This window comes from Streptococcus sanguinis (assembly GCF_050223295.1).
GTDB classification, from domain to species: Bacteria; Bacillota; Bacilli; order Lactobacillales; family Streptococcaceae; genus Streptococcus; species Streptococcus sanguinis_X.
This window is the reverse complement of the sequence record NZ_CP071424.1, coordinates 1,569,933-1,592,366: the sequence shown is the minus strand read 5'-3', so window position 1 is coordinate 1,592,366 and position 22,434 is coordinate 1,569,933. Positions and strand designations below refer to the sequence as shown.

Here is a 22,434-nt window from a genome sequence, read left to right as displayed (position 1 = left end):
TATTGCCTACTGTCTATCTATAAAATATATTTTATTGGAGGCTTTTACTCAAATGGCAAAAGAAAAATACGATCGTAGTAAACCACACGTTAACATTGGTACTATCGGACACGTTGACCACGGTAAAACTACTTTAACAGCAGCTATCACAACTGTATTGGCACGTCGCTTGCCTTCAGCAGTTAACCAACCTAAAGACTATGCGTCTATCGATGCTGCTCCAGAAGAACGCGAACGCGGAATCACTATCAACACTGCGCACGTTGAGTATGAAACTGCTAAGCGTCACTACGCTCACATCGACGCTCCAGGACACGCGGACTACGTTAAAAACATGATCACTGGTGCCGCTCAAATGGACGGAGCTATCCTTGTAGTAGCTTCAACTGACGGACCAATGCCACAAACTCGTGAGCACATCTTGCTTTCACGTCAGGTTGGTGTTAAACACTTGATCGTCTTCATGAACAAAGTTGACTTGGTTGACGATGAAGAATTGCTTGAATTGGTTGAAATGGAAATCCGTGACCTCTTGTCAGAATACGACTTCCCAGGTGACGATCTTCCAGTTATCCAAGGTTCAGCTCTTAAAGCTCTTGAAGGTGACTCTAAATATGAAGACATCATCATGGAATTGATGGACACTGTTGATGAGTACATCCCAGAACCAGAACGCGATACTGACAAGCCATTGCTTCTTCCAGTCGAAGACGTATTCTCAATCACTGGTCGTGGTACAGTTGCTTCAGGACGTATCGACCGTGGTATCGTTAAAGTCAACGACGAAATCGAAATCGTTGGTATCAAAGAAGAAATCCAAAAAGCAGTTGTTACTGGTGTTGAAATGTTCCGTAAACAGCTTGACGAAGGTCTTGCAGGTGACAACGTAGGTGTACTTCTCCGTGGTATCCAACGTGATGAAATCGAACGTGGACAAGTTATCGCTAAACCAGGTTCAATCAACCCACACACTAAATTCAAGGGTGAAGTTTATATCCTTACTAAAGAAGAAGGCGGACGTCACACTCCATTCTTCAACAACTACCGTCCACAGTTCTACTTCCGTACAACTGACGTTACAGGTTCAATCGAACTTCCAGCAGGTACTGAAATGGTAATGCCTGGTGATAACGTAACAATCGACGTTGAGTTGATCCACCCAATCGCCGTTGAACAAGGTACTACTTTCTCTATCCGTGAAGGTGGACGTACCGTTGGTTCAGGTATGGTTACAGAAATCGAAGCTTAATTCGATTCCGTTCCCAGATAACAATTATAGTCAGACACTAAACCCCGTGAAAACGGGGTTTTTTAATATTGTAATTGTTTTAAAAAATGAGGAAGAATAGAAGGTGGTCGGTAATCTCCAGAATAGATAGCTTGATTTTGCAGAACCACCTTTAAGATGATTTAGGAAACGGAAAGAGAAGAAGTATAGATATAAGCTTGATAGAAGTTTTGCCCTTTTTAATTAGGTTGGGGAAGAAAGTATCATTTAAAAGAGAGATTCTTTCAGGAAGGATTTTCACTTTTCACTGAAAGTATAGTATAATAAGAAATAGAATACATTTGGAGAAGAAAAATGCCCTCAAAATCAGGATCATCACCTTATGCTAAAAATAATGACGGTAATAAAGAAATAGAAAAAATAATCTCAAAAGAAGGACTGAAAAATAACTATATATGGAACATGTTGGGGACAGTCTCATCTTCATTGATATCAGTCGTCTTGCTTCTACTAGCTTCTAGATTTCTAGATTCAAGAGATTCTGATATTTTTAGTATTGCTTATGCTCTTGGTCAGCAGTTCTTTGTTCTAGGTTATTTTCAAGTTAGAAATCTGCAATCTACGGATATAAAAGAAAGATACCAATTTGCTTCTTATCATAACACGAGACTTTTTACGATCTTTTTGATGATTTTAACATCGTTTATCTATACTCTATGGCAAGGGTATGATGTTTATAAATCTAGTATTATTTTATTGCTTGTTCTTTATCGGGCTATAGATGCATATTCAGATGTTTTTCAAGGATTATTTCAGCAAAAAAATAGATCAGACTTAGCTGGAAAGGTGCAATTCTATAGGAGCTGGATTTGCATGTTAATATTTGCAATAGTCCTGTTGCTTACAAAATCATTGATGGTAGCTAGTATTGTTATTTGCTGTGCGAATTTCATTCTGACCTTCCCCTTAGATTTCAGAAACTGTAGATTACATTTTTCTCAGGAAAAGTTTTCGCCTAAACTCCATGATGACAGAAAAAATGTGTATTCTATTTTGAAAAATAGTTTTCCCTTGTTTTTAAATGGTTTTTTGATAACGTATATCTATAACGAGCCAAAAATTGATATTGATTACCTTTTGACAAATGGCTATTTTTCATCTGGGGTTCAAAGAGACTTTAATGTTCTATTCATGCCTGTCTTTGTTCTATCCCTTTTATTCTTTGTCCTGAGACCGTTGACTACACAGCTTTCCATTTATTGGAACGAGAAGAAATTTACACTATTTTTCAAACAGGTCAATACTCTAAATCTAGTAATGACTGTTTTAGGACTTGTTATTGTTATTTTGGGTTATCTGATTGGTACAGAAGTGCTTAGTGCTGTCTATGGTATCCAATTACAGGAGTATAAGCTTCCTTTCACTATATTACTTATAGGCGGTATTTTGAATGTTTTTGCTCTAGTGGTTGATATCATTATGACCATCTTTAGAAAACAGCATTATCTGATGATAGCCTATTTATTGACATTTGCTGTTTCAAAATTTATTACTTTACCATTTATCCGTGATCAAAAATTGCTGGGAGCTGCTAATTCCTTTTTAATCTCCATGTGCGTCTTTTATGCAACAAGTCTGATTATTTATGGCGTTGCTAAAAATCAGGAAAAAAGAAAGAAGTAGAATTCTATGAATATCTTATTTACATTAAATGATGCGTTCGTACCTCAAGTTGCAACCTGTATGTGTTCTATATTTGAGAATAATAAATCTGCTGAGAATATTACAGTATATTTAATTGGCGAGAGGATAAGCCAAGAGAATCAAAACAAATTAAAAGGATTTGCTAAAAGTTACGATAGAAAAGTTTGTATTATTTCTATAAATAATATCGCAGACTATATTGATTTTGATTTTGATACAAACGGTTGGTCTTCAATTATTTTGGCACGTCTTTTTTTAGATAAACTTCTTCCACAAGAAGTTGATAGGATTTTATATCTCGACGGAGATACACTAGTTCTAGAAGATATAGGTTCTCTTTTTTATAGCGACTTAGGAGATAAGGTAATAGGTATGTGTCCCGAACCAACTGTGGATAAGTCAAGAAAGGAATTTCTAGCTTTGAAAGAGTACCCCTATCATAATTCGGGTGTCCTATTGATCGATCTAAAAAAATGGCGTAGGGAAGAGATTGGTAAAAAGGTCATAGAATTTTATCAATTTCATGAAGGAAAGCTATTCGCACCAGACCAAGATGCCTTAAATGGAGCCTTGAAAGAGCAAATTTTTACCTTGCCAATTTCCTTTAATTATTTTAATATTTATGATGTCTATCCTTATAAAACGTTGAGTGAATTAAGTAAGCCAACTAAGTTTATGTCACAGGAAGATTTTAATCATTTTCGGAAAGCACCTACAATTATTCACTATCTTGGTGAAGAGAGACCTTGGCGGAAAGGGAACACACATAGGTTTAAAAAGGAGTACCTCTATTATCTCCACAAAACTCCATGGAAAGATACACCAATGGAAGAAGGTTGGCAGCTTTATTTTGTTTGTTTTAGAATCTTTAATATTGTTATGAAGCCTTTTCCAATGCTAAGATATAAGATTATCAATTCCCTAATCCCGAGCTTTATGAAATATAGAAAAAAACAGTTGCAGAAAAACAAAAAATAATGTGATGACATGTTATAGAAAGAATAGATTAAATTAATGAAAGTTTTAATGATAATTCCTGCTTATAATGAGGAAGAAAGTATTTTAAATACGGTTATGAGCATTATAGAATATCGGAAGAAAGTTGATTTTGACTTAGACTACGTAGTTATCAATGATGGGTCAGTTGACAGAACTAAGGAGATTTTGGACAGCCATCATCTGAATGCTATTCATTTAGTTATGAATTTAGGGATTGGCGGGGCTGTTCAGACGGGCTATAAGTATGCTCTTGAGAAGAATTATGATGTGGCCGTACAGTTTGATGGAGATGGTCAGCATGATATTGAGTCGCTGGATGCTTTGCTGGAGCCTATTCGTCGTCAGCAGGCTGATTTGGTTGTTGGTTCTCGTTTTATCGGTGACAAGTCTTCGGAATTTCAGACGACTTTTATGCGGCGTTTTGGCATTACCATTATTTCAGCTTTTATTAAATTAACAACAGGCAAAAGGATTCTGGATACCACGTCAGGCTATCGTTTGGCCAATCGTGACATTATTCGACAATTCGCTGCGCGCTATCCTATAAAATATCCTGAGCCAGAATCGATTGTCCATATCTTGAAGCGGAAATATAAAGTGGTGGAAGCACCAGCCAATATGTTTGAACGTGCAGGAGGAGTCTCTTCAATTACTCCGATTAAGTCCATTCGCTATATGATTGAAGTTTGCTCTTCGATCTTGATTGCTGCTTTTATGAAAGAGAGTGAATAATGTCCATTTTGTCTATTGTTATGCTAGTGGCTTCAGTCCTATTCCTGTATTTTGTCTTTCGGAATATCAATCAAAACAATATTTTGTTTGAGCAAGCCTTTATGTGGATTATTATTGGCTTCGTTCTGATTGTTATTTCTATTTTTGATTGGATTCCCGTTTCGATTGCCAAATTGTTAGGCTTTGAGTTGACCTCAAACTTTGTCATGTCCTTGGCCATCTTTTTCCTGCTGGTTATTGTTTTTTTACACACTATTTCCATTTCCAAGCAAAAGGAGCAAATCAAGCAGTTGGTGCAAGAACTGTCCATCATGAAGCAAAGAATGTCCAAGTTAGAGAGTGAAAAAGATGAAAAATAACCATACCTGGGTGATTTGCGCCTATGGCGAAAGCGAATTTTTAGAAGCTTGTATCTTGTCTTTGCAGGCTCAAACCTTGCAATCAAAGATTATCTGCTATAGCTCAACACCGTTGGGTTCAATTAAGCAGCTGTGCCAGAAGTACGGTATTCCTTTTTACACGAAAGAAGGCGGTGGTATCGGTAAGGACTGGAATAATGCCCTTACCTTTGTTGAGACTTCTTATGCTACCATTGCTCATCAGGATGACTACTATGAGCCAACTTATTTAGAAGCAGTGATGCAGAAGATAGAGCAGTCTAAGGATATTCTCATTGCCTATACAGACTACTTTGAAGAGAAAAATGGAGTCAAAATTCCGGCTAATACCAATCTGAAAATCAAGACTCTCATGCTTAAAACCTTAAATCTGATGCCATCCAGTCGTTTTTGGAGAAATCGGGTTCTAGCTTTTGGCAATCCCATTTCCTGTCCGGCGGTGACATACAATTTAGAGGCATTAAGGGATTTTCGATTTGATGAGGAAATGCGCGTGAGTCTAGATTGGTATGCTTGGTATAAGATTAGCTCCTATAAGGGGCGCTTTGCTTATATTTCTGAGAAGCTTATGTGCCACCGGATTCATGGAGAGTCGGAAACAACCAAGACTATTTCAGATAATACTCGAACCAAAGAGGACTTGTTCATGTATCAGCTTTTCTGGCCCAAGTGGGTGGCTAATCTGGTAAATAAAGCATACATGAAGAGTCAAGATGCTAACTCAAACTAATAGAGTTATTTACAAGGAAAGTATATGAAAGATTTAATATCTGTTGTTGTAACTTGTTACAACCATCAAGATTACATTGAACAGTGTTTGCGCAGTATTTTTGCTCAGACCTATCGAAATATTGAGTTACTGGTATTGGATGATGGCTCCTCTGATCATTCTGCTGAAATCATAGAGGCTGTCTCGGCGGATTCCCCTTTTCCGACGCGGTTTGAAAGTCATGAAAATATGGGGGTCGTCAAGACAAGAAACAAGGCTTTGCAGCAAATTCAAGGCACTTATTTTATTTTTGTGGATAGTGACGATTTTCTGGATTCAGACTATATTGAGAGCTTCTATAGAAGCATGGTGCAAGAGGAGGCAGATATTGTCTATGGTGATTTGTATGATCCTGATAAAAAGGAAGTTTACCTTAAATCACGGCCATTTGACAAGCTAGCTTTCTTAACGGAAAATTTTATTTCCAACTGTTCTCTCATTCGTCGTTCGGTTGCTGATGGTATTTATTATGATGAAGCTCTGAATCGTGAAAAACTGGAAGACTATGATTTCCTTTTGAACTTAATTATCAATCAAGGAGCGAAACCTGTTTATGATGCAAAAACAAAGCTGAATTATCGGGTCTTTGATAAGGAATCAATCTCTAAACGGAATTCTACGAGATATCATTACGAAATGTATCTGAAAATTCTGCGTAAGTATGTGAGACAGATACCAGATGATATTTACCAAGCTCTGGGCCAGAACATATTTACACTGGAAGGTCGTTTGGATGAACTGATTCAGCATATGGATAAAGTGAACGACTATGTTCTTGAACTGCAGGAGGATCAGCGACAGTTACATAAAAATCTAGATTCCCTGAAATCCAGACTGAGAACGATAAAGGAACAGCGAGATGAGGCTATTCAGGAGCAGTTTCGTATTCGCCGATCTATTTCCTATCGGCTGGGGAATGGCGTGATTACGCCATTGAAACGTCTGGCTCGATTAGTCAAAAATCCTCGCAGTATCAAAGCTGCTTTAAGTCGGATTAAGCAACAGCTGGTTCGTTTGAAACGCCAAGTTAAGTCTCCTAAGGTTTATTATTATCAATGGTTGCGGAACTCTCAACGAGAAAAAGCTTTAGCTTCAGTTTCAAGTGGCGAAAAAGTCTTAATTTATGTCATTTTTGAATCCGAGCCACGCTTGCAGCAGTATAAGACTATCTTTTTAGATAAGTTAGCAGCTTTGGCGGATAAGACTCTCATCGTCGTTAATGGTGGACTGGCTGCAGAGGATTTAGAAATTTTAGGACAGTATGGTCAAGTCTTGGTGCGGGATAATAGTGGCTATGATACAGCAGCTTTTCGTGAAGGCATTCTTTCCTTAGGAAAGGAAAAGCTGCAGCATTGCTTTCAGCTGATGCTCGTCAATGACACCAATATCGGACCTATGAGTGATTTGGCGGCAGTCTTTCAAACCATGGCTGGCCGAAATCTTGACTTTTGGGGAATTTCCTATGGTGAGCCCCAGGAAGATATCACTGGATTTAACCGCTATGGTTATATTCCCAATCACCTACAGTCTTATTTTTTAGTGATAGAGCCTTTGCTGCTTCAGTCCGAAGAATTCTACGACTATTGGCAAGTGCTGACTGACACGGATTCACGAGAAGAAGCAATCGGAAAGCATGAAACGACTTTTACCAAGTACTTTGCTGACTTGGGCTATCGTTACGATGCCTTGGTTCACGAAAATCAGGATTCGGCTATGTATATTCATCCATTAAGGATGTTAAAAGCGGGTAGTCCTCTGATTAAGTATACTTCTTTGAAGAATTATGATGATCAGCAGTTTTTATGGCAAGGTCTGGAAAGAGAGTCGGAAGTTCCTGATTTATTGGACTACGTTCGGGAGAAGACAGATTATCCAGTAGAAATTCTTGAGAACATCGTTCAAAAATTCAAAGATGTGCCTCGTGATCAATATATTCTCATCATTGACGGTGTAGAGAATATCATTCCGCAGTGTACGCGCTACCGTGTGCTCAATAAGGCAGAGCAGCTTAGAAAGAATGGTTTTGCTGTGAAAGTGGTCAATGCGTCTGAGTTTAGTCTGACTCAAGCCCTGTATGCCAGCCACATCATTATCTACCGCGCTCCTTGGTCTGCCCAGCTCCAGCTTTTATGCGATTTGGCTCGGGAAGAGCATAAGCCAGTTTATTTTGATATTGATGATTTGGTCTTTGATACCCTTTATACGGACCAGCTAAGCTATACCCAAGGCTTGTCTGAGAAGGAAAAGGGCAATTACGATGCTGGTGTCAAGAATTACGGGAAAATGCTGGCGGCTTGTGATGGGGCGATTACCTCCACTAATCAGCTAAAAGAGGAATTGCTCAAATACAAGGACTCCGTCCTGCTGAATCGTAATCTGGCGTCCAGCGAATTGATTGCGGTTAGCTCGCAGTCCTTGAAGGAAGACTTTGGTGCAGACGACAGAATCAAAATCGGCTATTTCTCTGGCTCTATCAGCCACAATGAAAATTTTGAGCTCATCAAGCCGTCTATCAAAGAAGTTCTTGACAACTACCCAACCGTTGAGCTTCATATTGTAGGGCACTTGGATATCCCGCAGGATATGAAACAATATTCGCGGCGTATTATCGTCCATGAGTATGTGGACTGGAAGGCCTTGCCTCAGCTGATTAGTCAGGTTGATATTAATCTGGCTCCACTAGTAGACTCAGTCTTTAATCGGGCTAAGTCAGAAATCAAGTGGATAGAAGCAGCTCTAGTCAAGGTACCAACGATTGCCAGTCATATCGGTGCTTTTGCGGACATGATGATAGATGGTCAGACTGGACTTTTGGCTAAAGATAGTGAATGGGAAGAAAAGCTGGAAAGCCTGATTCTTTCTGCGGATTTACGCAGAGAACTAGCAGAGAACGCCTACGCTTTTGTATTAGAAAATTGCAGTTTAGATAAAAAAGATGAAATGGTGACTTATTTTGAAAAGAAATAAAGAAGTAAAAGTTGAGAATATTTTCTTGCTGCTGGCAAGTATCTTTGTCTTGACTTTTATGATTGCACAGCCGATTAATCGGGTGCCTGATGAGACCAATCATGCTCGTATGACATGGGAAATCTTCCATAAACCGACCAATCGAACATATAAATGGATGGACAAAATCCCATCTACTCCGAATGTTTCGCCGGCAGAGTACAAGCAGCTGTTCTCAGAGAAGATAGATTTGGCGCAAGAAGAGTTTGCCTTTGGCTTTAATCTCAAGGCTGTCTCTTTCCTGCCTCAGCTGCTAGGTATGACCTTAGGAAGCTTGCTTTATCCGTCAGTAGGCTTCATCGTGATGATGGGGCGGTTCTTTAATGCCTTAGCATACATCATCGGGGTTTATCTGCTGATTAAATATTTCAAATATGGCAAAAAAGCTCTACTTTTCCTATCTCTTTTGCCTATTATGGTCCAGCAGGCAGCTTCTCTCTCTTATGATGTGATGAGCTATCTGGAGATTATGCTGGCGGTTGGCTTTTTGACCAATATTGCCTACCATAAGAAGTTCACTAATAGAAATGTACTGGAGCTTTTGGTGATTTCTATAGGACTCTTTGTCACCAAACCGAATAATGTCCTTTTATTAGGCTTGCTGCCTTTTGTTGACTTTGAGTTTGAAGGATTCCTTGCGGTTCTGAACAAGCCTTTTCTTGCAACCAAAGCTTTTGTAGCTCGTTATCGCCCTATCTTCTATGTACTTGGCTTTTCAGCTTTCTTTCTTGCCTTGCATCTGGCATTTCGCAATCAGGGAGGGCTATTGCACTATGGCCAAGTCTTGCTGAATACGCTCTTTAAGCAAAGTGTTAATGGCGACTTGAATACGATTTTGACAATCGGTATGTTTGGCTTTTTGGGGAATTTTACTATCCAGCTGCCGCTTTGGTTGATTTTTATCGATGTGGTAGTCTTGGCGCTTATCTTCTTGCAATCGCAGAAAGATTTTATGACCAAGGGTTATACAGTCATGTCGCGTTATCTGTTTCTGGTTCAAGTGATTGCTGTTGTGTCAATTATGTATCTGCAGTGGACGCCCATTGTCCTCGGTAAAGGTGCTATGATATCAGTTGGTGCTCAGGGACGTTATTTTACACCCTTCCTGATTTTACTGCTACCAACTGTTGCTAATCTAGGAACCTTGGACATTAAAGACAGAGTGGTGAATCGAATGATGGTTGGGACTCTGGTAGCTAACTTCTTGGTTTCCCTCTACTTGATGGTGCCCTTTTATTGGAATGTATTAGGATAAGCTATGAAAAAAAAGATATTATTCATTTCGCCGACTGGAACGCTGGATAATGGAGCTGAAATCTCTATTGTCAATTTGATGGAATACCTGGTAGAGACGGGCCATCAGGTTATCAATGCGATTCCGGATTATCATGTAGCCGTTCAGCAGGACTATATCTCCAGCCTGGCGGCCTTGGGTATTGAGACTGTAGCCTTGCCGTCAGTTAAATGGTGGTGGGAGGACTCGCCTGGTGGCCTGCCAGGTAGTCCTGAGTCTAGAGCTCGGTCTTATCAGGATAATACCTCAGCGCTCAGAAAGATACTAACGGAGCGAAAGATTGATTTGGTTATTACCAATACGGTCAATATGTTTCAAGGAGCAGTGGCAGCGGCCTGCGAGGATGTTCCGCATTTCTGGCTGATTCATGAATTTCCTGACGGAGAGTTTGGCTACTATAAGGAAAAGCTAGATTTTATCAGTGATTATTCGCAGGAAATATTTGCAGTTAGAGGAGCCTTGCAGAGACAGCTGCAGAATCTGCTGCCAGACAGAAAAGTCTTGTCTTTTGCCCCTTTTACGAAAATTTATCCTACTGATACAGGAGAAAGGGATGGAGTCGAAAGGCGTATCGTGTCAGTTGGACGTTTGACAGAGCGGAAAAATCAATTAGAATTGATAAAGGCCTATAACCAGCTATCTCAGCCAAAACCGGCCTTAGTTTTTATCGGTGCCTGGGATGAGGAGTACAAAAAAAGATGCGATACTTATATCTCTGAACACCAGATAAAAAATATTAGCTTCCTGGGACACAAGGACAATCCTTGGGCAGAGGTGACGGCAGCAGACCTAGCGGTATTTCCGTCTGCGATGGAAACCTTTGGTTTAGTCTATATTGAAGCGATTATGAATGGCCTTCCGACCATTTTGTCAGACAATCCTGGTCACCTATCCGCCTATGAAATCTTTGAAGAAGGTCAGCTCTATTCATCTGGTAATATCGAGGAGTTGGCTGATAAGATAAACCTTGCCTTGGCAAACTTTGAGGGATTAAAAGACCAGTCGGTGGCCAATCTTGGCAAAATCCAAGAGCGCTACACAGTTCAGAGTGTTTACCAGACCTTATTGGATAAGATTGAAAACACTGAGATGTACAAGGCTAACTCCTTGCGCCATGTCAAGTGCTTATTGGATACAAATTTACCTTCTCAACAAGCCAGCTCTTTCTTACGCAAAGTGAAAAATAAGCTGCTTTCTGGTAGAAGAGGTTAAAGAAAGAAAAGGACAAGTGCAGCCGTGGCTCTACCTGTCCTTTTTGTATTATACAAACACACTAGAAAGTGGTATAATAGAATGGATTGTAAAATCTTGAATTGAGGGAAATCATGAAACATGTCTTCATTATCGGGAGTCGGGGACTTCCTGCCAAATATGGAGGGTTTGAAACCTTTGTCGAGAAATTGACAGAGCATCAAATCTCTTCTCAAATCCAATATCATGTGGCTTGCTTATCAGATGATGAAGCTTTTCATCATTTTGACTACAAGGGAGTCGACTGCTTTACAGTCAAGCCACCTAAGCTTGGCCCAGCCCGCGTAATTGCCTATGATATGATGGCTGTCTCCTACGCCCTCAAGTTTGCTAAGAAAGAGCAGATTGAGCAGCCTATTTTTTACATTCTTGGAAATACGATTGGTGCTTTTATCTTTCCTTTTGCTCGTCGTATCCATCAGGCAGGCGGTAAATTCTTTATCAATCCTGACGGGTTGGAGTGGAAGCGGGCCAAATGGTCTAAGCCAGTCCAAGCCTATCTCAAGTATTCTGAAAAGGTCATGACCAAGCATGCAGACTTGGTTATTGCGGACAATCAAGGTATCGAAAGCTATATTCAAAAAGCTTATCCTTGGTCTAAAACGACCTGTATCGCTTATGGAACCGACCTTTATCTGTCCAATCTGACGGAAAACGAAGGCAAGGTCAGAGTCTTCTTTGAAAAGTGGGCCAGTAAGGAAAAAGACTATTACCTCATTGTCGGACGCTTCGTTCCGGAAAACAACTATGAAACCATCATTCAAGAATTTATGAAATCCAAGACCCAACGTGATTTGCTGATTATCTGCAATCATGAGGGCAATCCCTATTTTGAAGAGCTTAAGAAGAAAACAGGCTTTGACCGTGATTCTCGCATTAAGTTTGTCGGTACGGTCTACGATCAGAATCTGCTCAAATATATCCGTAATCATGCTTTTGCATACATACATGGCCATGAGGTTGGCGGGACCAATCCGGGACTCTTGGAAGCACTGGCTCAGACAGATGCCAATCTGGTGCTGGATGTGGACTTTAACCGTAAGGTAGCAAAAGAAACGGCTCTGTACTGGCAAAAAGAATCTGGCCAGCTGGCCCAGCTGATTGACCGAGTAGATGCGCAAACAGATTTTACGGAGCTAGGTCAAGCCGCCAAAGAAAATATGAAAGAAAACTACACCTGGGAAAAAATTGTGGGTGAATACGAGGATTTATTTTTATCATGAAAGTGACCATTCTTCTGTCCACCTATAATGGGGAGCAGTTTCTGTCCGAGCAGATTAAGAGTATCCAAGAGCAGACATACAGGGATTGGCAGCTGCTGATTCGTGATGATGGCTCTACAGATGGGACGCGGGCAGTCATCGAGGACTTTTGCCGCAAGGATGACCGCATTGCCTTTATCAATCGGGAAAATCCACAAAATCTAGGTGTCATTCAAAGTTTTCATAGCCTGCTTCAGTATCAAGATTCGGATTTCTATCTCTTTAGCGACCAAGATGACGTTTGGCTGCCAGACAAGATTGCCATGCAATTGGCTGAGGCAGACAAGTATGATAGCAGTAAGCCCTTGCTGGTGTATACTGACTTGAAGGTCGTGGATCAAGAGCTGCAGGTTGTTCACGAAAGTATGATTCGCACTCAGTCAGATCACGCTAATACAGAACTAGTCCAAGAGTTGACGGAGAATACGGTGACGGGTGGAGTTTCTATGATAAATCGCGCCTTGGCCCAACTTTGGACTGGGAAGGAAGAGCATGAACTGCTCATGCACGACTGGTATCTGGGCTTGCTGGCTGCGGCTTTTGGCAATCTAGTCTATATTGACAAGCCGGGGGAGCTCTATCGTCAGCATTCGAATAATGTGCTAGGAGCTCGAACGCTCAGAAAACGCGTCAAAAACTGGGTTCGTCCCCATGTTCTTTTTGCCAAATATTGGAAACTGATAAAAGACAGTCAGACTCAGGCTAGAAATTTGCTGGTCCTGCCGCTGACTGCTGAAAATAGAGAGTTAATTGAGAACTTTGTGACCATTATGGAGGTTCCTTTTAAGGAGCGCTGGCGCAGGATTCGCCAGTATGGCTACCGTAAAAACCGCACTTTTCATACCCTTGTTTTTACGAGTCTCATTCTCACAAAGTTTGCTTATAAGGAGTAATATTCATGGATTTTTTTAGTAAAAAAAATCGAATTCTTTTGAAAGAATTAATCAAGACGGATTTTAAGTTGCGTTATCAAGGGTCCTTGGTCGGCTATCTCTGGTCGATTTTGAAGCCATTGATGATGTTTACCATCATGTATCTGGTCTTTGTCCGCTTTTTGCGCTTTGATGACGGAACGCCCCACTATACAGTAGGACTCTTGCTGGGGATGGTCTTCTGGTCTTTCTTTACCGAAGCCACCAATATGGGCATGCTTTCCATCGTTTCTCGGGGAGATTTGCTTCGTAAATTAAACTTTCCCAAGCATACCATCGTCATTTCATCCGTTCTTGGAGCGGCAATCAATTTTCTGATTAATCTGGTCGTTGTTTTCCTTTTCGCCTTGATCAATCAGGTGGAATTCGGCTTGCATACGCTAGTGATTATTCCTCTTTTTCTGGAGGTATTGGTCTTGGCAATGGGCTGTGCCCTCATGCTGTCTTCCTTGTTTGTGAAGTATCGGGATATTGGACCGATTTGGGAAGTGGCTCTTCAAGCAGGAATGTATGCTAGTCCTATTATTTACTCTCTGACCTTTCTTTTGCAGCGGAAGCAATTCTTTGTCGCTAAAATTATGATGCTCAATCCGATTGCTCAGATGCTGCAGGATATGCGCCATTTCATCGTTTCTCCTGTCAATGTTAGAGGCTGGGATATCGTGAATAACAAACTAATCGCCCTCATTCCTTACTTGATTCCTTTTGTGATATTGGCTCTAGGTTTGTTCTTCTTTAATAAAAATGCTAAGAGATTTGCGGAGATTTTATAATGTCAAATAATATTGCAGTAAAAGTCGACCATGTAAGTAAATTCTTTCGATTGCCTACTGAGGCTACTCAGAGTTTGAGAACCAGTCTGGTCAATCGTTTTAAGGGGATCAAAGGCTACAAAGAACAGCATGTTTTGAAAGATATTTCCTTTGAAGTTGAAAAAGGGGACTTCTACGGGATTGTCGGCCGTAATGGCTCCGGTAAGTCCACTCTCCTGAAAATTATCTCTGAGATTTATATTCCGGAGAAGGGCAAGGTAACTATTGATGGTAAGTTGGTTTCCTTTATTGAGCTGGGTGTCGGTTTCAATCCAGAACTAACTGGCCGCGAAAATGTCTATATGAATGGTGCCATGCTGGGATTCTCAACAGAAGAAGTAGACGACATGTACGATGATATCGTGGAGTTTGCTGAGCTGGGCGAGTTTATGAATCAAAAACTCAAGAACTATTCCAGCGGTATGCAGGTGCGTTTGGCCTTTTCTGTGGCCATCAAGGCTCAGGGTGATATTCTGATTTTGGACGAGGTCTTGGCTGTTGGGGACGAAGCCTTTCAGCGTAAGTGTAATGACTATTTCAAAGATCGCAAGGAGTCAGGTAAGACGACCATTCTGGTGACCCATGACATGGGAGCTGTTAAAAAATATTGTAATAAGGCTGTCTTGATTGAAAATGGCTTGGTCAAGGCTATCGGCAATCCAGATGATGTGGCCAACCAGTATAGTCTGGACAATGCGACTGAAACAAAAGCCATGAACGAAGGATTTCAGGTTGAGAATGCAGCAGTTTCTGATTTGAAAGTTAAGCTCTTGCATTCGCCTCAGATTTCACCTGAACAAGAGATTGAATTTGAAATTTCTTATCAGGTGAATCAAGACCTACCGACCTATGTTTCCTTTTCTCTGACAGATATCGATCGAACCATCTGGCTTTACAATGATAATTCCATGGATCAGCCGACAGAAGGACCTGGACAGAAGCGCTTGACTTACAAGTGCCATGTGTCACAGATAAATAACGCTAAGTTAAAACTGCAGGTTTCAGTGCGGGATCAGGAAGAACAGATTCTAGCCTTTGCAGACTCTCAGAACAACCCTGTTATCTTAGTCAATCGCCAGGATATTAAGGATGACGATGTCTCTGCTAAGGATTCTGCCACTGGCTTAATCCAGCGTAATGGCAGTTGGAAGATTTCTCAATCATAAAGAATAAGGTATTTTCATGGAACGAATATTACTCTATGTTCATTTCAATAAATGCAATCATATAAGCGGTCATGTCTTCTATCAATTGGAGCAGCTAAAGCCGCTTTTTTCTAAGATTATTTTTATTTCAAATAGTTCTTTGAGCAATGAGGACAAATGCCGGCTGAGAGAAGACTTGGGAATTTCTGACTTGCTTGAGCGTGATAATCGAGGCTTTGATTTTGCAGCCTGGCGTGACGGTATGAACTGGCTGGGTTTTGACACTTTGCAGAACTCAGACTCTCTGACTCTCATGAACGACACTTGCTTTGGTCCGCTATGGGATTTGGCGTCCATTTATCAGCGCTTTGAAGAGGATTCGCAAGTCGATTTTTGGGGAATGACTAATTTTCGCAAGACCAGGTACTTTGAAGAACACCTGCAGAGCTACTTTGTCACCTTTAAGAAGTCAGTTCTTAAAGACAAGGCTTTCCGAGAATTTTGGTCTCAGGTAGAAGATTTTGCTGACGTTCAAGATGTGATAGACCATTACGAGACTAAGTTTACCAAGCGTTTTTTAGAGGCAGGATTCAGATATCAAGCTCTCCTTGATACCCGTCAGGAAGAAGCGGGAGAATTGCTTCATCCAGATTTTTCATACTATAAGCCTCTTAGGATTCTGGAAGCAAAGCTTCCTTTTCTAAAGGTAAAGGCTCTCACGGGCAATCCTTTTTTGGCTAGGTATTTGCTGGAAGATCTTGAAACCAACTCATCCTATCCGACTTCCCTGATTAGGGAACACCTGTTCTATCATTTTGGTCCAGACCTTCCTTGTTTGCTGCAGGATAAGTATTTGTCTCAGGCAACTTCGAACTATCGGACAAATCAGCCTGTCCTCCTGCATATCCATGTAACGGATCTTCCTATTTTTCAGCAGTATCAGAACAAGCTATTCTCTCTATCGTCTCAGTATCAGTATTTAGTGACTGTAACGCAGCCAGAAATGCTGAAACAGCTGCAGACAACTCTGGCTCATCTGGGCGATAAAGTTCAGCTTGTACTAAGCCAGAAATCTCATGCCTGGCTTGCCATGCTGGAGCAGAAGGAAATTCTGCAAGACTATGCTTATATCGGCCATCTATCTACTCATAGAATAATGGAAAATCAGGCTGTTTTTGACCAAGCTATGCGCTCTGATTTGATAAATCTGATGGTGGATTATGCGGATGCAAGCATAGAAGCGCTAGAACAGGAGTCTGCTGTAGGGCTGGTTATTCCAGATTTGCCACGTCTAGTCAGAGATGGCTTGTTTGAGTCAGAACCGCTGCGTCCAAGGCTGGCTGCTATCTGGCAGGAAGCTGGTTTGCATAAGTCTTTTGACTTTATGACTCCCCCTTCTCTGACGAGAGTCTACGGTGGCTTTGTATGGTTTAAATACTCTGCTTTGGCTAGTGTGTTCCGGATGAAGAGCTTAGAAAGTCTGCCATCCTCTGAGCAGGAGTTTTCAGATGTTTTAGAGCATTTATTAGTTTATCTAGCTTGGGACAATCATTATGATTTCAAGATTATGCCCTTATCTTCCCTCCCCTCTTTACTGGACTGGCAGAGGAAAAGGGAAGAATTGACCGAGCAAAAAGAAAAATTAAGTCAGAAAAATTTATCTCAAAAGATTAGAAATCGTTTGTCCAATCTTTTAAAGAAAAAGTGAGATTCTTGGTTTACAAAAAATCTCGCTAGAGAATTTAACTATTTACCAGAAAGAAAAATGAAATTTTTACTCAACCACTACAAGCAGTTCTCATACCTGTTAATTAGTTTTTTACTTCTAGATACAGTCGCTGTTACAACAGTTTTACTATTGGAGGAAGGCGAAGATTTGCGGAATTATCCAGCCTTGTGGCTGGCCTTTCTGATGTTGCTTCCTCTTTTGTTTGGCTTGGACAAGCTTTTGTCTCAGCTCTTCAGCAAAAGATTTTTTATATGGTCAGCTATTATTTACGCTCTCTATACAGGATTTTCTTACTTACTGACAGTAACGCAGCATGTCAATGATTTTGAGTTCAAAGCAGAACGGGTTTTCAGCAATCATTTTTGGCAGCTTAACTCCCTGCCTGGCTTGCTTTTGATTTTCTTATTTGCGTATATTTTTATTCATTTTCCAAAGCTTAAAAAACGCTTCCCAGGTAAGTTCTTGCAGGTTACCAAGAAAAATAGAGAGGTACTGGAAAATCTTTTTCTGTCCCAATTCTTTCTATTTCTTGCTTTGATGGACGATAAGATGCCGGAATTGCTGCATCACCAAAGCTATTTAGTGAATTTCCTTGAGGAAGGCAAGTTGGATATAACGCAGAACTTTATGCTAACTTTCCTCTGCCTTATCGCACTTATCTTTATCCTGCTTTCTCTCCCTAGCTTTCTAGCTGTGAAGGGATTGCGCGATCTCGCTCAGAATAAAGCCAGTGTTTCTGTTGCTTTTGTGTTGAGTGCAGTGTTTGCCCTTGTCTTTAACTATACAATCCAAAATAGTATCCGAGGAGATGTGATTGTTTTGGATCAGTATCTTTTCACTGGAGCCAGTCTCTTTCAAATCATCGTTTTTTTCATGATTTTTATGGCTCTTTACCTGATTTTCAATCATTTTCTCCTGCCAACCATGCTGATAACAGCGCTAGTAGTGGTTGCTACCATAGCCAGTAGTCTGAAATTTCAGTATCGCCAAGAGCCAATATTGCCTAGTGATATGGTCTGGCTGAGAAATCCCAAGACCCTCTTTGACTTTCTCGGAGGCAATTACGGATTTTATGCTATCTTGGGACTAGTTGCTTTAGGCGCTCTCTACTGGTATTTGCGTAAGAAAATCTTGCCAGGCAAGCTCATTACCGTTCTTAAATACCAGCTCCTCTTGCTAGTCCTGCCCCTGGTCTTTTTCTTGGGAGCCATGGATATATTTGCTACTAAAAAGAATGGCAAAATAGTAGAGAATATCCCAGTTATTTCAATCTTAAATAATTACCATGATCTGACTTGGATGGGAAATACTGTCAATTCACAGCTGCGCTCCCTTTCTTTTGTCTGGTTTTCACAGATGTCGGATACAACCATGATTGAGCCGCGTGGCTATTCTAAGGAAAAGATTCAAGAGATAGAAAGAAAGTATAAGAATCTTGCGGAAGCTATTAACAAAGACCGCCAGAATAAAATCGAAGATCAAACGGTAATCTATCTCCTGAGTGAAAGTTTTTCTGACCCTGCTCGGGTTGACGGCGTTACCATGTCTGAGAATCCAATTCCTTATATTCAGGAAGTTAAAACTCGCACCACCAGTGGACTGATGAAGTCAGACGGCTATGGTGGAGGAACGGCCAACATGGAATTTCAAACTCTGACTGGTTTGCCTTTTTATAATCTGTCTCCGTCTATTTCGGTTCTCTATACTGAAATTGTTCCGAGGATGAACAGATTCCCTTCCATTAGTGATGCTTATTCATCTAAGAATCGGACAGTAATCCATCTGGCCTCTCCTAGCAATTATGCCAGAAATGTCATTTACCAGGATTTGGGATTTGATACCTTTATTCATTATGGCACTAAAGGCCTGAAGGGTGATAATATAGGTGGTAATTACAGCGATCAAACGACTTATAATCAAGTCTTGGAGCATTTGAATGGCAAGCAGGGACAGTTTTTCTCTGTCATGACCATGCAGAACCACATGCCTTGGAGTGAGCCCAATCCTGTCTATATGTCTGCCAGCTATCCTGACTTTAGCAAGGAAGGGAACGAATCTCTTTCCAGCTATGTCAGAATGCTTTACCATACAGATCAGGCGACCAAGGAGTTTTTGGAGAAGCTTTCAAAGGTAGATAAAAAGGTAACGGTCGTCTTTTACGGTGACCATTTGCCTGGTCTCTATCCTCAGTCAGCCTTTAAAGAAAATCCAGAAAGCCAATATCTGACAGATTATTTCGTTTGGAGTAATTATGAAACTCCTAAACTCGATTATCCAAGAGTCAATTCTAGTGATTTCTCCGCTCTCTTACTGGAGCAGACAAATTCCAAAGTATCACCTTACTATGCTTTGCTAACAGAAGTATTGCATAAGGCCAGTATAGATAAAAAGGAATTGGACGAAGAAGCTCAAGAAATAGCAGATGATTTGAAACTGATTGAGTATGATATGGTCAGAGGAAAGGGCTACTTGTCTGATAGCTTCTTTAAGACAGCAAAATCATAAATAAAAAAATAGAATAGGCAAGTCTACCTGTTCTATTTTTTCTTAATTTATGCTAAACTAGTAGTATGGGGGTGTGAGCATGATAAAGATTTTCGGTAAGGTTCGCTATCACTGGCAGCCAGATGTAGCTATCCTGATAATATATTGGTCTTTATCGGTCATTCCGATTTTTGTTGGCCTGGCTTTGATGTATGAAAGCTCACGAGTGCCGACTCTTGTTCTGTTTTCTTTCTTCTTGTTCATGGTTTTGTTGGGAATGGGAGTCCATCGTTATTTTACCATTTATGACGATGGAACCTTGCGAATTATCACAGCCAATCCCTTTACTCCGATAAAGGTCAAGATTTCAGATATTGAAAAAGTCGAAGTGACTAAGACGTCAATTACCTTATATTTTAAAGGGCAGAACCGCAGCCGGAGTTTTTGTATGCGCAAGTGGCCTAAAAAATATTTTGTCAATGCCCTGGCCCTTAATGAGCATTTTAAGGGTGAGGTAGAATTAGTAGATAATTTTACCCATATTGATTATTTTGAAGCATACTATGGCAGTCAGTCCAAAAAATCCTAGTCTTTCAAAAGAGCTCGGGTTGGGCAGTTTTTGATGGCTTCCACGACATCGGGATTCTCAGCAATTTCCTTTTCTAGGAGCTGGTCGTCCTGGTAAAATTTGACGATGCCATTGTCATGATAGTCAAAAAGATCTGAGTAGGTTTGACAAAGCCCACAGGCAATGCACCGTTCGGGAATGAGTGTTACTTTCATACCCATATTGTAATAAGATTTTAAGAAAAACTCAAGGAGGAAGTCATGGAAAAAGAACCATGGGAAGAAGATGTATACGATAACGGAGAAGATAAGTTGAAACGAACTAAGAAGTTTAGCGCCTTGAATGCAGACCGCTTATTGACCATATTAACCATTATTTTCTGTATTTTAGTGGTTGCGGTGGTGTGCTTCCTGACCTATCTGTCTACTGGAGGAAGTAATAGACAGACCCAAATGGAAGGTTTCTACGGCACTTCAGCAGCAAGTTCTAGCAGTGAAGCGTCTTCTACAGCAGAGCAGACAGCGGCAAATACCACTGAATCATCTGAAGGAACTCTGACTGTTCAGCCTGGTGAAGGAGAAGCAGCCATTGCGGCGCGTGCAGGTATTTCTATTGCCAAGCTGGAACAGCTTAACCCTTCTCATATGTCCACTGGTTCTTGGTATGCCAATCCAGGTGACGTTGTGAAGATTGAGTAGGAGCCAGCTATGAAACAGATTCAAATTGCGATTGACGGTCCTGCTTCCAGTGGAAAATCGACTGTTGCCAAGATTATTGCCAAGGACTTTGGTTATACTTATTTAGATACAGGAGCCATGTACCGGGCTGCAACCTATCTGGCTTTGCGGCATCATCTGACGGAAGCAGATGCCACTGAAATTGTAGACTTGCTAAATAATCATTCGGTCAGTTTTGGTCGAGCAGAAGATGGCGAGCAGCTAGTCTTTGTCGGTGATGTGGATGTGACTCATCCAATTCGGGAAAATGAAGTTACCAATAACGTTTCCTGGGTATCTGCCATTCCTCAAGTCCGTGAGAAACTGGTGGCCTTGCAGCAGCAAATTGCAGCTCAGGGAGGGATTGTCATGGATGGCCGTGATATTGGAACGGTTGTCTTGCCTCAGGCTGAGCTCAAGATTTATTTGGTAGCTTCGGTTGATGAAAGAGCTGAGCGCCGTTATAAGGAAAATCTATCGAAAGGTATTCCTGCTGACTTGGAGAAACTGAAAGAAGAAATTGCAGAGCGGGATTATAAGGACAGTCACCGCGAGGTTTCGCCATTGAAACCGGCAGACGATGCCATTCATTTTGATACCACGGGTGTTGGTATTTCTGAAGTTGTTGCATTTATCGAAGAAAAAGCGAAAAAAATCATTGACAAATAAAATGAAACTTGGTATGATAGTAGAGTTGAGAAAAGCAGAAGTGAGAGCTTCTCGCCTTGCGACTAACGTTGTCTGGCTCTACAGGATTCAGTTTCAGTGATGAAATACTATCGTGTAGTGCGGGTTTGCGTTAGCAGGTCCGCACTTGTTTTTCTCTAAAAATAAAAAAAGAGGTGAAAACCATAGCAAAACAAGACTTATTCATCAATGATGAAATTCGTGTGCGTGAAGTTCGCTTGATCGGTCTTGACGGCGAACAATTAGGTATTAAACCACTGAGCGAAGCGCAGTCTCTTGCGGATGAAGCAAATGTCGATTTGGTCCTGATTCAGCCACAAGCTAAACCACCTGTTGCAAAAATTATGGACTACGGTAAGTTCAAATTTGAGTACCAGAAAAAACAAAAAGAACAACGCAAGAAACAAAGTGTTGTTACTGTGAAGGAAGTTCGTCTCAGTCCAACCATCGACAAGGGAGACTTTGACACTAAACTTCGCAACGCACGCAAGTTCCTTGAAAAAGGAAATAAAATAAAGGTATCTATCCGCTTCAAAGGCCGGATGATTACCCACAAAGAAATCGGGGCTAAAGTTTTAGCAGATTTTGCTGAAGCGACTCAAGATGTTGCTATTATTGAGCAAAAGCCTAAGATGGATGGACGTCAGATGTTCATGCAGATGGCGCCAATTCCTGACAAAAAATAGATTGTCAGAAAGATAGAAAAAGGAGAAAACAT

20 protein-coding genes and 1 other annotated feature are annotated in these 22,434 nt (G+C 40.8%); of the genes, 19 read left to right on the top strand and 1 reads right to left on the bottom strand.

All coding sequences use genetic code 11. The features are described from left to right. Positions 1 to 52: 52 nt before the first annotated feature. The 16 genes from tuf to J1C77_RS07690 all read left to right on the top strand — a co-directional run bounded on the left by tuf (position 53) and on the right by J1C77_RS07690 (position 20,334). Entirely contained in the window at positions 53 to 1,249 is a 1,197-nt protein-coding gene (tuf, locus tag J1C77_RS07765; RefSeq protein WP_002895003.1) for an elongation factor Tu, read from the top strand. Between the two features lie 333 nt (positions 1,250 to 1,582). Next, positions 1,583 to 2,911 (top strand): lipopolysaccharide biosynthesis protein, encoded by a 1,329-nt coding sequence (locus J1C77_RS07760; protein ID WP_002920764.1) that lies wholly within the window; start codon positions 1,583 to 1,585, stop codon positions 2,909 to 2,911. A gap of 6 nt (positions 2,912 to 2,917) precedes the next feature. Further along, positions 2,918 to 3,910: a glycosyltransferase family 8 protein gene (locus J1C77_RS07755; protein ID WP_002920765.1), complete on the top strand. Its 993-nt coding sequence runs from the start codon at positions 2,918 to 2,920 to the stop codon at positions 3,908 to 3,910. Positions 3,911 to 3,946: 36 nt separating this feature from the next. Further along, positions 3,947 to 4,663 (top strand): glycosyltransferase family 2 protein, encoded by a 717-nt coding sequence (locus tag J1C77_RS07750; protein ID WP_002912852.1) that lies wholly within the window; start codon positions 3,947 to 3,949, stop codon positions 4,661 to 4,663. Then, positions 4,663 to 5,022: a DUF2304 domain-containing protein gene (locus J1C77_RS07745; protein WP_002912850.1), complete on the top strand. Its 360-nt coding sequence runs from the start codon at positions 4,663 to 4,665 to the stop codon at positions 5,020 to 5,022. Before J1C77_RS07750 ends, J1C77_RS07745 begins: the two co-directional genes overlap by 1 nt. Next, complete coding sequence (locus J1C77_RS07740; protein ID WP_002920766.1) at positions 5,012 to 5,791, top strand: glycosyltransferase family 2 protein; 780 nt, start codon at positions 5,012 to 5,014, stop codon at positions 5,789 to 5,791. The genes J1C77_RS07745 and J1C77_RS07740 overlap by 11 nt, the downstream gene beginning before the upstream one ends. A gap of 24 nt (positions 5,792 to 5,815) precedes the next feature. Then, positions 5,816 to 8,797, top strand: a complete 2,982-nt coding sequence (locus tag J1C77_RS07735) for a rhamnan synthesis F family protein (RefSeq protein WP_002920767.1) — start codon at positions 5,816 to 5,818, stop codon at positions 8,795 to 8,797. Further along, positions 8,784 to 10,091 (top strand): DUF2142 domain-containing protein, encoded by a 1,308-nt coding sequence (locus tag J1C77_RS07730; protein ID WP_002920768.1) that lies wholly within the window; start codon positions 8,784 to 8,786, stop codon positions 10,089 to 10,091. Before J1C77_RS07735 ends, J1C77_RS07730 begins: the two co-directional genes overlap by 14 nt. A gap of 3 nt (positions 10,092 to 10,094) precedes the next feature. Next, on the top strand, positions 10,095 to 11,342 hold the full coding sequence (locus J1C77_RS07725; protein ID WP_002899996.1) for a glycosyltransferase family 4 protein: 1,248 nt from the start codon (positions 10,095 to 10,097) through the stop codon (positions 11,340 to 11,342). A gap of 113 nt (positions 11,343 to 11,455) precedes the next feature. Further along, complete coding sequence (gene cps2T / locus J1C77_RS07720; protein WP_002920770.1) at positions 11,456 to 12,604, top strand: beta 1-4 rhamnosyltransferase Cps2T; 1,149 nt, start codon at positions 11,456 to 11,458, stop codon at positions 12,602 to 12,604. Next, complete coding sequence (locus tag J1C77_RS07715) at positions 12,601 to 13,536, top strand: glycosyltransferase family 2 protein (RefSeq protein ID WP_002920771.1); 936 nt, start codon at positions 12,601 to 12,603, stop codon at positions 13,534 to 13,536. Before cps2T ends, J1C77_RS07715 begins: the two co-directional genes overlap by 4 nt. Positions 13,537 to 13,541: 5 nt before the next feature. Next, on the top strand, positions 13,542 to 14,348 hold the full coding sequence (locus J1C77_RS07710; RefSeq protein WP_002895024.1) for an ABC transporter permease: 807 nt from the start codon (positions 13,542 to 13,544) through the stop codon (positions 14,346 to 14,348). Further along, positions 14,348 to 15,553, top strand: coding sequence for an ABC transporter ATP-binding protein (locus J1C77_RS07705; protein ID WP_002909350.1), 1,206 nt, complete (start codon positions 14,348 to 14,350; stop codon positions 15,551 to 15,553). The genes J1C77_RS07710 and J1C77_RS07705 overlap by 1 nt, the downstream gene beginning before the upstream one ends. A 16-nt stretch (positions 15,554 to 15,569) precedes the next feature. Then, entirely contained in the window at positions 15,570 to 17,240 is a 1,671-nt protein-coding gene (locus J1C77_RS07700; protein WP_002920772.1) for a rhamnan synthesis F family protein, read from the top strand. Between the two features lie 57 nt (positions 17,241 to 17,297). Continuing rightward, the gene (locus J1C77_RS07695) at positions 17,298 to 19,766 is read left to right on the top strand and encodes an LTA synthase family protein (protein ID WP_002920774.1); all 2,469 of its coding nucleotides are present in this window, start codon (positions 17,298 to 17,300) and stop codon (positions 19,764 to 19,766) included. Between the two features lie 79 nt (positions 19,767 to 19,845). Next, the gene (locus J1C77_RS07690) at positions 19,846 to 20,334 is read left to right on the top strand and encodes an EbsA family protein (RefSeq protein ID WP_002900006.1); all 489 of its coding nucleotides are present in this window, start codon (positions 19,846 to 19,848) and stop codon (positions 20,332 to 20,334) included. Here J1C77_RS07690 and J1C77_RS07685 read toward each other — a convergent pair. Continuing rightward, a complete protein-coding gene (locus J1C77_RS07685) occupies positions 20,331 to 20,528 on the bottom strand; it encodes a ferredoxin (RefSeq protein WP_326845211.1) in 198 nt (65 codons plus the stop codon). The genes J1C77_RS07690 and J1C77_RS07685 overlap by 4 nt on opposite strands. 45 nt (positions 20,529 to 20,573) lie before the next feature. Between J1C77_RS07685 and J1C77_RS07680 the strand changes: the two genes are divergently transcribed. The 3 genes from J1C77_RS07680 to infC all read left to right on the top strand — a co-directional run bounded on the left by J1C77_RS07680 (position 20,574) and on the right by infC (position 22,402). Then, positions 20,574 to 21,011: an SAG1386/EF1546 family surface-associated protein gene (locus tag J1C77_RS07680; RefSeq protein ID WP_002895035.1), complete on the top strand. Its 438-nt coding sequence runs from the start codon at positions 20,574 to 20,576 to the stop codon at positions 21,009 to 21,011. A 9-nt stretch (positions 21,012 to 21,020) separates the two neighbouring features. Further along, the gene (cmk, locus tag J1C77_RS07675; protein ID WP_002920778.1) at positions 21,021 to 21,698 is read left to right on the top strand and encodes a (d)CMP kinase; all 678 of its coding nucleotides are present in this window, start codon (positions 21,021 to 21,023) and stop codon (positions 21,696 to 21,698) included. Between the two features lie 26 nt (positions 21,699 to 21,724). Beyond that, positions 21,725 to 21,855 (top strand) — a sequence feature (ribosomal protein L20 leader region). 16 nt (positions 21,856 to 21,871) lie between these two features. Further along, complete coding sequence (gene infC, locus J1C77_RS07670; RefSeq protein ID WP_002895037.1) at positions 21,872 to 22,402, top strand: translation initiation factor IF-3; 531 nt, start codon at positions 21,872 to 21,874, stop codon at positions 22,400 to 22,402. Positions 22,403 to 22,434: the final 32 nt, after the last annotated feature.

Bases quoted from the DNA above. Each gene is read 5' to 3' on its own strand.
- tuf (WP_002895003.1), top strand. From the start codon at position 53: ATGGCAAAAGAAAAATACGATCGTAGTAAACCACACGTTAACATTGGT.
- J1C77_RS07760 (WP_002920764.1), top strand. From the start codon at position 1,583: ATGCCCTCAAAATCAGGATCATCACCTTATGCTAAAAATAATGACGGT.
- J1C77_RS07755 (WP_002920765.1), top strand. From the start codon at position 2,918: ATGAATATCTTATTTACATTAAATGATGCGTTCGTACCTCAAGTTGCA.
- J1C77_RS07750 (WP_002912852.1), top strand. From the start codon at position 3,947: ATGAAAGTTTTAATGATAATTCCTGCTTATAATGAGGAAGAAAGTATT.
- J1C77_RS07745 (WP_002912850.1), top strand. From the start codon at position 4,663: ATGTCCATTTTGTCTATTGTTATGCTAGTGGCTTCAGTCCTATTCCTG.
- J1C77_RS07740 (WP_002920766.1), top strand. From the start codon at position 5,012: ATGAAAAATAACCATACCTGGGTGATTTGCGCCTATGGCGAAAGCGAA.
- J1C77_RS07735 (WP_002920767.1), top strand. From the start codon at position 5,816: ATGAAAGATTTAATATCTGTTGTTGTAACTTGTTACAACCATCAAGAT.
- J1C77_RS07725 (WP_002899996.1), top strand. From the start codon at position 10,095: ATGAAAAAAAAGATATTATTCATTTCGCCGACTGGAACGCTGGATAAT.
- cps2T (WP_002920770.1), top strand. From the start codon at position 11,456: ATGAAACATGTCTTCATTATCGGGAGTCGGGGACTTCCTGCCAAATAT.
- J1C77_RS07715 (WP_002920771.1), top strand. From the start codon at position 12,601: ATGAAAGTGACCATTCTTCTGTCCACCTATAATGGGGAGCAGTTTCTG.
- J1C77_RS07710 (WP_002895024.1), top strand. From the start codon at position 13,542: ATGGATTTTTTTAGTAAAAAAAATCGAATTCTTTTGAAAGAATTAATC.
- J1C77_RS07705 (WP_002909350.1), top strand. From the start codon at position 14,348: ATGTCAAATAATATTGCAGTAAAAGTCGACCATGTAAGTAAATTCTTT.
- J1C77_RS07700 (WP_002920772.1), top strand. From the start codon at position 15,570: ATGGAACGAATATTACTCTATGTTCATTTCAATAAATGCAATCATATA.
- J1C77_RS07695 (WP_002920774.1), top strand. From the start codon at position 17,298: ATGAAATTTTTACTCAACCACTACAAGCAGTTCTCATACCTGTTAATT.
- J1C77_RS07690 (WP_002900006.1), top strand. From the start codon at position 19,846: ATGATAAAGATTTTCGGTAAGGTTCGCTATCACTGGCAGCCAGATGTA.
- J1C77_RS07685 (WP_326845211.1), bottom strand. From the start codon at position 20,528: ATGAAAGTAACACTCATTCCCGAACGGTGCATTGCCTGTGGGCTTTGT.
- J1C77_RS07680 (WP_002895035.1), top strand. From the start codon at position 20,574: ATGGAAAAAGAACCATGGGAAGAAGATGTATACGATAACGGAGAAGAT.
- cmk (WP_002920778.1), top strand. From the start codon at position 21,021: ATGAAACAGATTCAAATTGCGATTGACGGTCCTGCTTCCAGTGGAAAA.